The organism is Devosia sp., from assembly GCF_039927955.1.
Classification (GTDB): Bacteria; Pseudomonadota; Alphaproteobacteria; order Rhizobiales; family Devosiaceae; genus Devosia.
Genome location: NZ_JBDSUA010000024.1, coordinates 36,966 through 51,291 on the forward strand (window position 1 = coordinate 36,966; position 14,326 = coordinate 51,291).

Annotated in this window: 9 protein-coding genes; 4 read left to right on the forward strand and 5 right to left on the reverse strand. The window is 62.3% G+C overall.

Annotation, left to right across the window (positions count from 1 at the left end):
• Positions 1-24: 24 nt before the first annotated feature.
• On the reverse strand, positions 25-480 hold the full coding sequence (locus tag ABIT12_RS06915; RefSeq protein WP_407065597.1) for a winged helix-turn-helix transcriptional regulator: 456 nt from the start codon (positions 478-480) through the stop codon (positions 25-27).
• A 23-nt stretch (positions 481-503) separates the two neighbouring features.
• On the opposite strand from ABIT12_RS06915, the gene ABIT12_RS06920 reads away from it, so the two are divergent.
• Positions 504-887 carry a nuclear transport factor 2 family protein gene (locus ABIT12_RS06920; RefSeq protein WP_348042448.1) on the forward strand — a complete coding sequence of 128 codons (384 nt, stop codon included), beginning with the start codon at positions 504-506 and terminating at the stop codon, positions 885-887.
• Positions 888-896: 9 nt separating this feature from the next.
• On the opposite strand, the gene ABIT12_RS06925 is transcribed toward ABIT12_RS06920, so the two are convergent.
• The 4 genes from ABIT12_RS06925 to ABIT12_RS06940 form a co-directional block, all read right to left on the reverse strand.
• On the reverse strand, positions 897-5,234 hold the full coding sequence (locus ABIT12_RS06925) for a translocation/assembly module TamB domain-containing protein (protein WP_348042449.1): 4,338 nt from the start codon (positions 5,232-5,234) through the stop codon (positions 897-899).
• Positions 5,234-7,087 carry an autotransporter assembly complex family protein gene (locus ABIT12_RS06930; protein WP_348042450.1) on the reverse strand — a complete coding sequence of 618 codons (1,854 nt, stop codon included), beginning with the start codon at positions 7,085-7,087 and terminating at the stop codon, positions 5,234-5,236. The genes ABIT12_RS06925 and ABIT12_RS06930 overlap by 1 nt, the downstream gene beginning before the upstream one ends.
• 283 nt (positions 7,088-7,370) lie before the next feature.
• A complete protein-coding gene (locus ABIT12_RS06935) occupies positions 7,371-9,320 on the reverse strand; it encodes a MacB family efflux pump subunit (RefSeq protein WP_348042451.1) in 1,950 nt (649 codons plus the stop codon).
• Positions 9,320-10,531, reverse strand: coding sequence for an efflux RND transporter periplasmic adaptor subunit (locus ABIT12_RS06940; protein ID WP_348042452.1), 1,212 nt, complete (start codon positions 10,529-10,531; stop codon positions 9,320-9,322). Before ABIT12_RS06940 ends, ABIT12_RS06935 begins: the two co-directional genes overlap by 1 nt.
• Positions 10,532-10,720: 189 nt before the next feature.
• Here ABIT12_RS06940 and ABIT12_RS06945 point away from each other — a divergent pair, with 189 nt between their 5' ends.
• The 3 genes from ABIT12_RS06945 to ABIT12_RS06955 all read left to right on the forward strand — a co-directional run bounded on the left by ABIT12_RS06945 (position 10,721) and on the right by ABIT12_RS06955 (position 14,280).
• Positions 10,721-11,494 carry an SDR family NAD(P)-dependent oxidoreductase gene (locus ABIT12_RS06945; RefSeq protein ID WP_348042453.1) on the forward strand — a complete coding sequence of 258 codons (774 nt, stop codon included), beginning with the start codon at positions 10,721-10,723 and terminating at the stop codon, positions 11,492-11,494.
• A 108-nt stretch (positions 11,495-11,602) separates the two neighbouring features.
• Positions 11,603-12,493, forward strand: coding sequence for an aromatic ring-hydroxylating dioxygenase subunit alpha (locus ABIT12_RS06950; RefSeq protein ID WP_348042454.1), 891 nt, complete (start codon positions 11,603-11,605; stop codon positions 12,491-12,493).
• Positions 12,494-12,504: 11 nt separating this feature from the next.
• Positions 12,505-14,280: a Rieske 2Fe-2S domain-containing protein gene (locus ABIT12_RS06955; protein WP_348042455.1), complete on the forward strand. Its 1,776-nt coding sequence runs from the start codon at positions 12,505-12,507 to the stop codon at positions 14,278-14,280.
• Positions 14,281-14,326 lie beyond the last annotated feature (46 nt).

Below are 14,326 nucleotides of genomic sequence, written 5' to 3' on the forward strand. Positions count from 1 at the left end.
ATAACAATGCCAATTCGCACCAGGTCACTGCACGGTCTGGGTCACCATACTGTCCTCGGGTGGCTTGGACGGCGCGTGGTTTTGGGACCATAGCGCCAGTGCCTGCAATACCGGGGTCAGCGTTTCACCAAAGGGCGTGATCGAGTACTCAACCTTTGGGGGCACCTGTGGATAGACCACGCGGGCGATCACGCCATCGGCCTCCAGCTCCCGGAGCTGCGTGGTCAACATGCGCTGGGTCACCCCCGGCACAAGGCGCGAAAGCTGATTGAACCGCTTCGTTCCTCCGAGAATATGAAAGATCAAAACTGCCTTCCACTTGCCGCTGACAATGTCGAGCGCCGCCTCCACAGGACAATTTCCATAAACCTGATGCCGCTGCTTGCGCATCGCCGTCCGTCCCACACTATCAAATACGACAGTATTGGCTCCATTTGTGCATACTGGCGCAGATTTGCTTTCTGGTTCAAACAATTGCATCCAACCACCACAAGGGGCAAGCCGTGACCGAAAAACAATCTGTCGTAAATCTTGAAGCGGCCGCGCTTGACCGGTGGTGCAGGGGCGACCCTTCAGGTTTTCTCGAACTGTGCGCCGACGAAGTTGTCTATTTCGACCCTTTCCTGCCGGCGCGATTGGATGGCTTGGCCAAGTTGACAGCGTACTACGAAGGCATTCGCGGCAAGATTTTCGCGTCTCGCTACGAAATGATCGAACCGCATGTTCAGCTCATCGGCACTGCCGCCATCCTGACATTCCGGTTCACGTCCTGGGGCGGCAGCGAAGGCGCCGAAATGCGCTGGAACTGCACCGAAGTTTACCGCAACGACGCAGCCGGCTGGCGGATAGTACAGACCCACTGGTCCTTCACCGGGGCCGGCACATAGTCGTGCCCCTCAGTAGTCTTTCTCGTAAAACACTCCGACGCTGGAATTGCCGTCCGCCCCGGCACTCGCCTTGGCCTTGAGGTCGCTGGTGATATCGAGATTGACGGTCACCTTGCTCTGCCCGTTGGCACCGGCCTGGACCCCCAGATAGACATTGTCCTGGATATAGGCCCCGGCCTGCACGGCCACATTGCCCTTGTCGTCGGTGACCAGATCAAGATCCGCCAGCCCGGCGGCGCCTCTCAGGCTGTCGAGCAGCGAATTGTTGCCGCCACCGGCCAGTTCGGCGACGGCGCCTGCCAGCTTGGCCAGTTGCAATGGCGATAGCTCGCCCACGGAACGATTGAAAATCAGCCGCGACAGCACTTCGTCCTGCGGCAAAGCCGGGCTTGAGGTGAAGTCCACCGCGATGTTGGAAGCGCGTCCGGACACGGTGACAAAGACCGTGATCCCCTCGCCCTCGGTGCGCGCCACCAGGTTCAGGAACGGATCGAGGTCGCCCACCAGCGTGACGGTGCCGCTTTCAAATGTCACCCGCTGTCCCAGGATCGCCAGCCGGCCGCGGGTCAGCGCAAACCCGCCGACCGGTTGAATATCGGTCAGTGAACCAGTCAGCCGCACCGACCCGCCCACTTCGGCATCGAGACCCCGGCCCCGGATGAAAATCTGGTTCGGCGCGTTGACATTGACGTCCAGCAGCAGCCCCGCAGAACGCCGCTGCGGGCTGGGCGCGGCGCGCTCATCGATCTTGGCCCGCGCCAGCGTCTGTGCCACGGCCTTGGGCGGATCGATATGCTTGACGTCGATCAGCCCGGCCCCGCCGCCAAAATTCTCCGGCACGGTGATGTCGGCCTTTTCAATACCGATATTGCCCGCCAGCAGCGGATTGCCGACCAGGCTTCCGGTGAGCGTCAGATTGCCAGAAGCCGTCGCCACGAACAGGTTGCCATCGGCGTAGCGCGCAGAATTGAGCCCAATCGCCAGATTGGCGGGGAAGCCATTGCTGAGGCCGATAGAGCCGGAAACACTAACGTTTCCGCCCGTTGCCAGCGAGGCCGACAACGACTGGATGGTCAGCGCGGCGCCGCTCAGCGCTGCCGAGCCGGTGATATTCTGCAACCGCAGATTGGCTTCCGGATCGATATAGCCGGCGCCTTTGGTCGAGATTGTGCCGCCAAACTGTGGCGCGCCGATGCCGCCGGTGACCTTGGCATTGAGCGCCAAGGTGCCGCTGGCCTGCCCGCCACGATCAGCGACGAAGCGATTGGCCAGCGCCAATGGTGCCGCGCCGGTGACGGTGACATTGAGGCCGTTACCGGTCAGTGGCACTGTGCCTGAGCCCGACAATTGCAGGCCTCCGGCACCGTTGGCGCGGAAGGCGGCGAGGGTCACCACGTTGTCGTTGAAAGTGCCATTGACCGAGGCGGTGATCGGGGTGACGCCGAGATCGGCAATCGCCGCGGCCTGCACGCCGCTGGCGTCGGCGGTGAAGTTTATGGCCGGATTGCTGGCCGAACCGGTTATTGTCGCCTTGCCGTTGAGCGTGCCGCCCAAGGCTAGGTCGGGCGCCACGACATTGGCGATCGAGAGTGGCAGTGCGTTAACATCGAGCACGATATTGTTAGCATTGCCCGCAACGCCACTGGCCGTAATGCTACCCGAACCGACGTTAAAGCGAACCGCATCGAGTGACACGGCTGCGCCGTTGACAGTCAACACTGTTGGCTGCGCCAATGTAGCGTTCAACTGCCCCTGCGTCAGCGAGGCGCGATCCAGCGCCAACCGATAACCTGCGTCAAGCGGCGCCAGCGAACCGGCCACGACCGCCACTGCTCCATTGGCCAGATTGGCTTGTGCGTCGAACGCCGTGGTCGTGCCGGTCTGGGTGGCCTTGGCGGTCAGTCCGGCAATGTCGATTCCGGCTGCCGACACCTTTTGAGCCGTTGCCGAGCCATTGATGACCGGGACGCCGAGCAGGTCACTCAACGTCGCCGAAACATCGGCGCTGCCGACCTGGATATCGTTGAACACCACACCGCTGGCGTCGGCGCGTATGCCGGCGTTCTGTTTGCCATCGGCGCTGTCGAGGTTGATATCGGCGTTGAGCGCGCCCTTGGCCCGTTGCAACAGCAATGCCGCCGCCACGGAAATATCCGGCGACGCCAGTTTCAACGCGCCATCAGTCAGGCCTGCTGCGCTGCGGGTCAGCGAGCCGGTCAGTCGTGTGCCGGCGGCCTGGAAATCGATGTTGGTCAGCGCTTGCGTGGTTGGCGTGATCGCCAGATCCGCGCCAAGCTGGGTGGTGAAGCCATCGAGCGCCGCCGCGCCGGTGATTTTGCCGGCGAGTTGGGTCTTGTCGACCTGCCCGGCAAAACCGAGCATCGCGTTTTTCAGACTCTTGCCCGCCAGCGTGCCGCTCGGCACCGCCACGGCAAGGTTCAGCGCCAGCACATTGTCCTGCCCCTTGGCAGTGCCGACGACATTGACCGCGCCACTGCCCTGCTCCGACAGCAGCTTCAGATCGGCAAGGTCGAGCGTGAATTTGAAATCGGCCAGCGCGTTGGAATAAGTGCCATTTGCAGCCAGTTGCACTTGGCTGTTGCCCAGTTTGAACTGGTCGAAGGTCAAGCCGTTTGTGTCGCGCGCCACCCGGCCCGAAAGATCAACGACGCCGGCCAGAATGCCATCGGCAATCTTGTCGCCGATCAACAGGTCGGTGCCTTTACCGCCTAGCATCAGGTCGAACCCACCCGCCAGCGGGCTGATACTGCCAGTGGACTTGAGCGACAGCGCGCCGGACAATTGCCGACCGGCGAGACCCGAGAACGGCGCGATGCTGGAGGTATCCAGCGCCACATTGCCCTTGAATACCGCACCATCGATCACGCCATCGAGCGCCGCCGTCAGCGCCTTGCCGACCACGCGGAACTGCGCCAGTTGCACCGGCTGCCCGGCAGTCCACAGACCCGCCACACCAAGCCCGATGCTGTCGCCCAGCGCCGCTTCAACCTCGTCGGTCGCGGTAATGCCCGAAACAGTGCCATCGCCATTGAAGGTAATCCGGCGGTTTGCCGCATCGCTGAGATTTGCGGCCACCCCACCCACATTGAACGCGATGGTCTTGGCCGCAAAGCCGTTGCTCTGATAGCCATCGATGCCCAGCGTACTGGTCCAGTTTTCCGAACTGTTCTGCCCGAAATCCACCGTCAGCCGGGCGCCCTGCACCTGCGTGGCGGCGCCGGGAACAGGCAGCGTCACCAACCCACCCGCGCCATCAGCAATCTGTGCGTTCAGCGTCAGCTGCTGCAGAAAATTATCCGCCGAAGTTTCAGCGCTGGCCTTGAGCGCCAGTTGCCCGCCGCTCAGCGTCACATTGCTGACCGAAACCCCGCCCGCCTTGCGCAGCAAAGCGCTGACATTGAGGATGGTGTTGGCGCCAAAGAACGGCCGATACGGCTCGGCCATCAGCGTCGACAGCGGCCCGCGCAACACCGTCTGCGTGGCAAAGCCGGCGTCGGTCTGTTTGATCCCCGCCGCGCCGCTCAACGCCGTCTGGCCGTTGGCTTTGAGGTTCAACTGCGCCGTGAGATCGCTTACGGGGCCAGAACCCTTGAGGCTCAGCTCAACCGCCGGGCGCCCCTCGATATTGAGCAGGTTGGCCAAGACCCCGTTTGGCGGCTCGGTCAGGTTCAGGCCAAGATCGAGATTGGCGCTGTCCTTCTTGTAGTCGACATCGAGACCAAGCGTGCCGCCCGGCCCATCAAGGCGCACGATATCGAGCTTACTGGTGAGATTGCCGCCATCCAGCGTCAGCGATCCGCCCAGTGAAATCTCCGAGCCGAGGCCGAAGACGTTCTCGCCGAAGGTCACCTTGGGCACCGACAGTTCCTGCAGGATCACCGCGACCGGGAATTGCGGAATTTCCAGCGTGCCGGCTTCGGGCGGCGGCAGGTCCATCTGATCGCTGGGCACGGCGTTGCGAATATAATCGATCGACTCCGCCTGCAGCGACTGGATTTCCAGCCGCCCCAGGAACAAAGCCGCCTGGCTCCAGGTCAGGTGCGCATTGTTGACGCGCAACCAGACGCCCTTGCTGTCCGAAATGGTAATCTCGCGCACCGACACGTCCGAGCCCAGCGCACCATCGATATTGGACAGCCTGATCTGCCGCTCCGGCGTTGAGAGCTTGTCCTGCACAAAGCCGGTCAGCCAATCCTTCTGCTGATCATTGCTCATCTGCGCCACGTCTTGCGCAGTGACGACGACAAGCGGCACCGCAATAAACAGCGCCAGCGCACCAATCAGCAGCGCCAGCACGCGCCGTGGCATGAGAGTGAACCAGCCCATCAGAATGCCTGCCCTATACCGACATAAAGCGCATAGTCGGGATCGCCGGGACGCTTGTTGAGCGGAATAGCAAAGTCAGCTCGCAACGGGCCAAGCCCGGTGTAGTAGCGCAGGCCAATACCAGCGCCGAGCCGCAGATCGGCAAGGCTTGGGAAGGTATCCGCGGCCACATAGCCGCCATCGACAAACCCGACCACGCCAATGTCATCTGTCACCTTGGCACGGACCTCCATCGAGGCCTCCAGCAGATAGCGCCCGCCGCTGGTGACGCCATTGTTGACCACGCCAATGCTCTTGAACCCGTAGCCGCGCACCGACCCGCCGCCACCGGCAAAGAACAGCTTGTCCGGCGCAATCTCGTTCAGCGCCGGGCCAAACAGCGCGCCCGCCTTGATCCGCCCGGCCAGCACGAACTTGTCGTCCTCGCCAAAGCCGAAATAGGTGCGGCCTTCGACGGTGGCCTGCACCGCCGTCTTGCCATAGAAAAATTCGTAGAACGGCTCGACCTTGCCCGACAGGTAAAAGCCGTGCGCGGCATCGACCTTGTCGTCGCGCCCGTCAAACACGGCCCCGGCATAAATCCCGACCGTCGAGAAATCGCGCGTCCCGAAATCATCGTCGAACCGGTTACGTTCGAAGGTTGCCCCACCTTCGACGGTCAGCTGGTCCGAAAAAATCTGCGTCAGCCCGACCCGACCGCTGACCGAGGTTTCGCTATAGGTCGGCACCACGGTGCGCTCGGCCGAAATCGCCGCGACCAGATCGGTATCCGGGGTGAAAATCCCCGGCTTGGTGAAGGTGCCGCCAAAGAAATAGTCGAACTGCGCCGTATCGAGCGGCCAGGCAATGCTGGAAACCTTGGCATCGAGCCGCAGCCGTTCGGCCTGCCCGAACAGGTTGCGCCACAGGTGATAGCCCTCAAGGCCCAGTCCATCGACCGTCGAGAACGTCGCACCGGCACCAAACCGGCGGCCGGGCAATTCCTGCACGATCAGGTCAAACGGCAGAATGCCGCCTGTCCCGATCACATCCCCCGGCTGCAAGCGCGCCGCCCGGAACACTTCGAGCCGGTCCAAACGCTTCTGCGCCAGTTCCAGCGCATCGGGATCATACTCTTCGCCTTCGACAATGCCGGTCTGCCGCCGCACGAAATTGGGATCCATCCGCTCGGTGCCACTGACCGCTACCGGCCCGAATACAGCGCGCGCGCCCGGATTGACGGTAATCGTCGCATCGACGGTATTGGTATCGTGATCTGCCACAACATCGCGCGAGGCGATCGCAGCCTTGGCGTAACCCTGCTGCTGCCAGGCCTGCAGCGCCAACTGCTCGGCCTTCAGCACCACGGTGGATTTGGCAACCTCGCCTGCGCCGTAGCCAATGCCCAAAGGCGGCTCGACATAATCATTGGGATCATCGGTCGGCGGCGCCTGATTGACCACCGTGACGCGATTGAAATGGAACAGCGGACCCGGATTGACTGCGACCTGCACCGCCACCGGATCAGGCAGGTTGGCGTCAGGGGCAATACTGGCCGCCTCGCGTCCGCCGACCATAATATTGACCACCCCGCCATAATAGCCTTCGCCATACAGCGCCGCAGTGATCTTGCGATAATCGCCACGCGCCTTGGCCAACAGCCCGGCCGCACCCGACGCGGGCTTGCCGGCATCTGCCACCAGCCCCGACGCATTGCGCACGACGCTTTCAACATCGCCCTGCGGCGAGGTCACGGTCAGTTCGATGGTGTAGGGTTGCGGATCGCCAATCACCGCGTCGGCATCTGCCGCGGCCTGTGCCTCGAACAGCTTGAGGCCGAACAGGTTGAACGCATAGGCAGGCGTAATCGCCACCGCACCAGTGATGGCGGCAAGCAGACAGACAGCGCTGATACTCGATACAAAACGCGCTTTAAGCAGTGGATCGTCCCCGCCTTGGTCCGGCTGTCACCAACCGGAATGCCACTATCATCGGGCACGGCGAAGATTCAGTTAAAACCAACCGCCGCGCCAACCCCTCCGAATTGTCAGGAAGGGTTCATCCATGCGGCCACTTTAAGGCTGCCCCGAGCCAATAAACACCCTGCGCGCCAATTTGTTCCAAATGTGATCGATGATCGTTGCCGATCGGCGACAGTTACTCCCGCGCCAGTGCCTCCACCGGATCGAGCCGCGCCGCGGACCTGGCTGGCATGAACCCGAAGATCACCCCGATCAGGCTCGACGAAAGGAAAGCCAGCGCAATGGTTTGCGCTGAATAGGACATCCGCGCACCCGATACGAAACTGGTCAGCGCCTGCCCCAACCCGAATGACAGCGCCACCCCGGCCGCCCCGCCGACAAAGCAAACCAGCACCGCCTCGATCAGGAACTGCCGCATGATATCGCCGCGCCGGGCACCCACTGCCATCCTGATGCCGATCTCCTTGGTCCGCTCGGAAACCGAAACCAGCATGATATTCATCACCCCGATCCCGCCGACCACCAGAGAAATAACGGCAATGGTGGAAATCAGCAGTGTCAGCGTCTGGCTGGTGCTTTCGATGGTGTCGCGGATGGTCGCGGTGTTCTGCAGGAAGAAATCGGTCTTGCCATGCAGCCGGTTCACCAACGCGGTGATCTCAGCCTCGGCCTGCGCCATGTCGTAGGTGTCCTTCACCCGCACCGCGATCGAACCGAGATACGACCGGCCCAAAATCCGGTCCATTGCCGTGGTGTAAGGCACATAGATATTGGCGCTGTTACCGCCCGGACCAAAACCGGTGACGGTCTTGACCACGCCAATCACCCGCACCGGCACCTTGCCAAGCATGATCACTTGCCCGATCGGATCTTCGCCATTGACGAAAATTCCGGTCTGGGCGTTCTGGTCGATCACCGCTTCCTGCGTCCGGTCGGTGATCGAGGTTTTGCTGAACCCAACGCCCTCGATGAACTCGCGGCCATTGACCTGGAAGTAGGCATCGCCCACCCCGGTGATCGAGGCGCTCGACGAGGTATTGCGGAACAACACAGTGGCATTGGACGTCACCTGGGGCGACACGCTGTCGGCATAAGGCTGCTCGGCAATCGCTTCGGCATCCGTCGGCACCAGCGTCTGGATGCGGTTGGATTGCCGGTCGCCAAACCCGGTGCCGGGATAGACGTTGATGGTATTGGTGCCGATCGAGGCAATGTTTTCCAGCACCGTCTGCTGGCTGCCCTGCCCCAGCGCCACCACGCTCACCACCGAGGCAATGCCGATGATGATCCCGAGCATGGTCAAAAACGTGCGCAGCTTGTGCGCGATCATCGCCCGCAGCGACATCCGCAGCGCTTCAATCGACCGGTCCAGCCCCTCGCGCCAGCGGGCAATCTTGCGGATCGGACCATCATCCTTGAGCGCGTTGGCGGTCTGTTCACCCACCTTTCGATCGGCGATGATCACGCCGTCGGAAATCTCGATCACCCGCTCGCATTGCGCAGCAATCAGCGGATCATGGGTCACGATGATGATGGTGTGGCCATCGCGATGCAGCTCGCCCAGCAGCGCCATCAGGTCCTTGCCGCTCTTGCTGTCGAGCGCGCCGGTCGGCTCGTCGGCCAGAATGACTTCGCCACCATTCATCAGCGCCCGCGCCACGCTGACGCGCTGTTGCTGCCCGCCCGAAAGCGCCGATGGTCGATGCGTCAGCCGTTCGCCCAGGCCCAGCCGCGACAGCAGGTCAATTGCCCGCTTGCGCCGCGCGCCGCCGTCCACACCGGCATAGATCGCCGGCATTTCCACGTTCTCCACGGCGTCGAGATCAGCCAGCAACTGATAGCGCTGGAAGATGAAGCCGAAATGCTCGCGCCGCAGCTCTGCCAGTTCGTCCGGTCCCAGCCTGCCCACCTCGCGGCCGCCGAATTTATAGGTGCCAGAGGTTGGCCGATCGAGACAACCGAGGATGTTCATCAGCGTCGATTTGCCGGAGCCGGACTGGCCGATGATGGCGACCATTTCGCCCGCATGAATGTCCAGATCGACATCCTTGAGCACAGCCACCGCCTCGGCGCCGGCCTGGAACGACCGCCGCAATTGTCGAATGGAAATGATTGGATCGGTCATCAGCGTGGCCTTCCAGCCCCGCCACCAAGCCCACCGGGCGCGCCACCAAACAAGCCGCCGGCCCCACCATTGCGGTTGCCGCTCGAGGCAACCGGCGTGGCATTGGGCGAAACCACCTGATCACCCTCGGCCAGGCCATCGGTAATCTGCGCCTGGATATTGTTGTTGAGGCCAACCTTGACCGGATGCGGGCGCGTCTCCTGCGTTGCCGGATTGTAGACCAGCACCATCTTGCCGCCATCGCGGCCATTGCGCAGCACGCCGGTCGGCAGCAGCAGCGTATCGGCAACCTCCTGCAACACGATGGTGACCTGCGCCGTCATCGAAATGCGCAGCTTGTGGTCGGGGTTAGGCACCTCGAACAGGCCGTTATAGTAGATCGCCGTATCGGTGGTGGTCGCGTCCGAGCTGATCGAGGTCGGCGCCGGCTCGACTTCGCGCAACGTCGCGTCGATCTTGTTGTCGGGCTCACCCAGAATGGTGAAATACACCTTCTGGCCCGGCTGCACCCGGGTGACATCGGCTTCCGAAATCTCCGCCTTGATCACCATGGTATCGAGATCGGCAATCTTGACGATGGTGGGCACGGTATTATTGGCCGTCACCGTCTGCCCTTCGTCCACCAGCACCGCGACCACCGTGCCGGCATTGGGCGCCACGATCCTGGTGCGGCTCAGGTTCAACTGTGCCGACTCAACCGCCAGCGTCGATTGGCTGATCTGGGCATCCAGCCCGTCGATCTCCGCCTGCGCCGACTCGACCGCCGCCTGCGCCGTTTCGAAATCGGTCTGGGCGATCAGCTTCTGGTCAAACATCTGGGTCTGCCGGGTCAAGGCCGCCTCGGCCTGCGTCAGCGACGCCTGCTTGGCGCGCTTTTGCGCATTGACCGCCTGTAGAGCGGCTTGAGCCGCCTTCACCGCGTTTTCCTGATTGAGAGAATCGATGGTGGCGATCAGATCACCCTTGGCCACTTGCTGACCCAACACCACATCGACACTGTCGATACGGCCCGACACTTCGGCGCCGACACTGACCAGCGCATTGGCCTGCAACACGCCTGAAGCCAGCACCGTGGTTTCGATCTTGCCCCGCGTCACCGCCACCGTCGCTGGTACCGTCGCCGCCTTGGGCGCGGCGAAGGTCCACCAGTAGGCACCGGCGGCCACGCCTGCCACCACCAGCAAAACCAGAATTCTGATGAAAATCTTCAATCGAGCCACCATCCGAACAATGCGCGTTTATAACGCCGCATAGTGCCCCTGGTAACGTTAGAACTTGGTAAGGTGGGGTAAGTTTTGGCAATGTTGGCCAAAAGGTCGGCAGATTTTGCCGATTTCGCTGGCCCACCGGCAGCACTGCCATGCTAGCTAAAGCCACCAGCAAACGCTTCGGAGCCCGCCATGTACCAGATGATCGACCCGGCTGAATTGACAGTGTTCATCACCGGCGCCACCTCCGGTTTCGGCGCCGCTGCCGCCCGCCGCTATGTCGCCGCTGGGGCCAAGGTCATCGCCACCGGCCGCCGCACCGATCGGCTCGAGGCCCTGCAGGCTGAACTGGGCACCGACAAGGTTCACATCATCACCCTCGACGTGCGCGACCGCCTGGCGCTTGATGCCGCTATCGCCACCATTCCCGCCCGGTTCGCAGCCATTAATGTGGTGCTCGCCAATGCTGGCCTGGCGCTGGGCCTGCAGCCCGCCGCCGAAACCGACATCACCGACTGGGAAACCATGGTGGCCACCAATATCAATGGCCTGATCTATACCGTGCGCGCCCTGCTGCCCGGCATGATCGAGCGCGGCGGCGGCCACATCGTCACCCTCGGCTCCGTGGCCGGCGACTACCCCTATCCGGGCGGCAGCGTCTATGGCGCCACCAAGGCCTTCGTCAAACAGTTCGCCCTCAACCTGCGCTCGGATGTGCAGGGCAAGAACATCCGCGTCACCAATATCGAACCGGGCCTGACCGAAACCGAATTCTCGCTGGTCCGCTTCAAGGGCGACGAAACCAAGGCCGCCAAGCCCTATCAGGGCACCACGGCGATGAATGCCGACGATATTGCTGAGTCGATCTTCTGGACCACGACATTACCCAGGCACTTCAACGTCAACCGGCTGCAGATGATGGCAACGACGCAGGCGTTTGGGGCGTTCGATATTTATCGGGAATAGCCATTTGAGGGTGCAGAGCCGCGCCCGTCATACCAACCCTGCAGCAATTTCTACTGGCGCCCCACCCCACACCGGCTAATCTCGCTTCACCAAGTGCGTGGAGCCGCAATGCCCAATCCGATCGACCCGGTTACTCTCAATCTCTGGCATGTCATTGCCGCCAGGGATGAAACCCCAGCCGGCATCGTCCACGTCACGCTGCTGCTCGATCATCCGATCGCCTATACGCGCGATGCCAGCGGCGAACCGGTGGCTTGGCTCCGGACCACTGAACAGCATGGCGATGCAGTCGGCGCCATCGCCAACCCGCTCCCCGCCATCATCGGCTATGGCTATATCTGGATCTGCCTCGGCATCCCGACCGGCCCGCTGTTCCCCATCCGCGAATATGCCGAACCCGACCGTGTCAACATGAGCTGCGGCTCCATCGGCATTGGCACCTCCGCGCCGCGCGCTGTCGAAAACTTCCTCGACATGGGCCACTTTCCCTATGTCCACACCGGCATTCTGGGGGCCGAGCCGCACACCGAGGTCAAGGAATACGACGTCGAGGTTTCCGAGGAGCGCGACGAGGTGCTGGCCACCCGCTGCCGCTTTTTCCAGCCCCGCGCTGCGCTGTCGGCAACCGAGGGTATCGAGGTCGAATACGTCTATCGCGTACCGCATCCGTTCTGCTCGGTGCTGTACAAATCCTGCCCCGAGGACGAAAGCCGCCGCGACGTCATCGCAATTTTCCTGCAACCGATGACCCAGGAACGCTGCCGCGCCCATCTGCTGCAATCGATGATCGATTCAACCTCCACCGTGGTCGAGTTGCGCCGCTTCCAGCAGACCATTTTCGGCCAGGACAAGCCGATCCTCGAAAACCAGTTCCCAAAACGCCTGCCCCTCGATCCCCGGGCCGAAACGCCGATCCGCGCCGACAAATCCGCCATCGCCTACCGCCGGTGGCTGAGCCAGAAAGGGATTACGTATGGCGTGATCCCGATGGTGGGGTGAGGATGACTGCGATGTTTGAACAGGGTTCGCAGTCGTCTCCCTCCCCCGACGATCCCACCTGGTATCCGATCGCCTCATCCACCGACTTGCCGTTCCGGCACGTCTATCAAGCCCAACTGCTCGGCCGCGAGCTGGCGGTCTGGCGAGCGGACGACGGCAATGTGAATGTCTGGGAGAACCGCTGCCTGCATCGCGGCGTGCGCCTTTCCATCGGCATCAATGAAGGCGCCGAACTCAAATGCCAGTATCACGGCTGGCGCTACGCCAACCGCTCTGCGGGCTGCACCTACATCCCCGCCCATCCCGCCGATGCGCCCGCACGCCGCATCGAAAACAAGACTTACCCCGTGCGTGAGGCCATGGGGCTGATCTGGTCGGCGGCCAGTAATGACGTGCCGTTCGTCGCCCCAATCGACACCTCAACCGGCGACTGGCTGGTGCTGCGTCCGGTTCCGGTCAACGCCCCCGCTGAAGACATTTTGCTGGACCTCGAACAGCGGGCGACACCGGCCGAACGGGCAATTCTCGGTGTGGCAACAACCGCCACGCGGCTACCCGGATTGGCGCTCCGCCTGACTGTAGAATTCAAAGAAGGACATCGGTCGGCCTACTATTTTATCCAGCCGGTCGACTCCAGCCGCTCTGTCATCCGCGGCATGCTCGACCACACTTTTGGTGATGGTCTTGAGCAGCTCACGTCACACAACCAAACCTTGACCCAACTCCGCGACAGCGTCGAACGCGCTGCCGTCCGCAGGCCGGCTCCCGCGCCGCTTGAACCCGCCTTCGAAAAAGTCTCCGCCGAACTCTCCACCATGCCCGAAATCGCCATCCCGCGCGGCACCACGCTCAATGTCGTGGTCAAGCGCAAATGGCAAAGCGCCGATGGTGTCGTGGGGTTTGAACTTGCCGCCATCGATGGCCACCAGCCCACGTTCCAGCCCGGCGCTCATATCGACGTGCATCTGCCCAATGGCATGATCAGGCAATACTCGATCACCAACGGCCCCGGTGACCTGCTCAGCTACATCATCGGCGTCAAGCAGGAGAGCGCCTCAAAAGGCGGCTCCAAGGTACTGGTGGAAACCGTGCGCGAAGGCGACGTGCTGGCGATTTCCGAACCGCGCAACAATTTCCCTTTGCGTCGCGACGCCACCCGCACCGTGCTGATCGCCGGCGGCATCGGCATTACCCCGCTGTTGTCGATGGCCCGTTTCCTCGACAAATCCAGCCTGCCCTATGAACTGCACTACTTCGTCCGCAGCGACGAACAGGTCGCGTTCAAGGACCAGCTCGATACGCTGGCCGGCAAGGTCACCATCCATGCGGGCCTGTCGCGCGACACCATCGGGCAAACCATCAAGACGACGCTTGGTCCGCACCGGTTTGCCGAACACGTCTATGTCTGCGGCCCCGGCTCGATGCTGGAAACCGTGCGCTCGACCGCCACCGATCTGGGCTGGCCGGAAGACGCCATTCACTTCGAATATTTCCAGAACACCAAGACCATCGATGACAGTTCGGCCTTCGAAGTGGAACTGGCCCGTTCGGCGATGACCCTGCAGGTGCCCGCCGGCAAGAGCATCATCGACGTCATGCGCGACCACGGCCTGCAGGTGCCCAGCTCCTGCGAACAGGGCGCCTGCGGCACCTGCCTCACCACTGTGCTCGAAGGCGTGCCCGACCATCAGGACGTCTATCTGCACGAGAGCGAAAAACGCGCCAATACCTGCATGATGACCTGTGTATCCCGGGCGAAGACGCCGAGACTGGTGCTGGATTTATGAGGATGCTTTCTCCCGTGGCCACACCTTCAGCTCTTTCCCTCGGGCT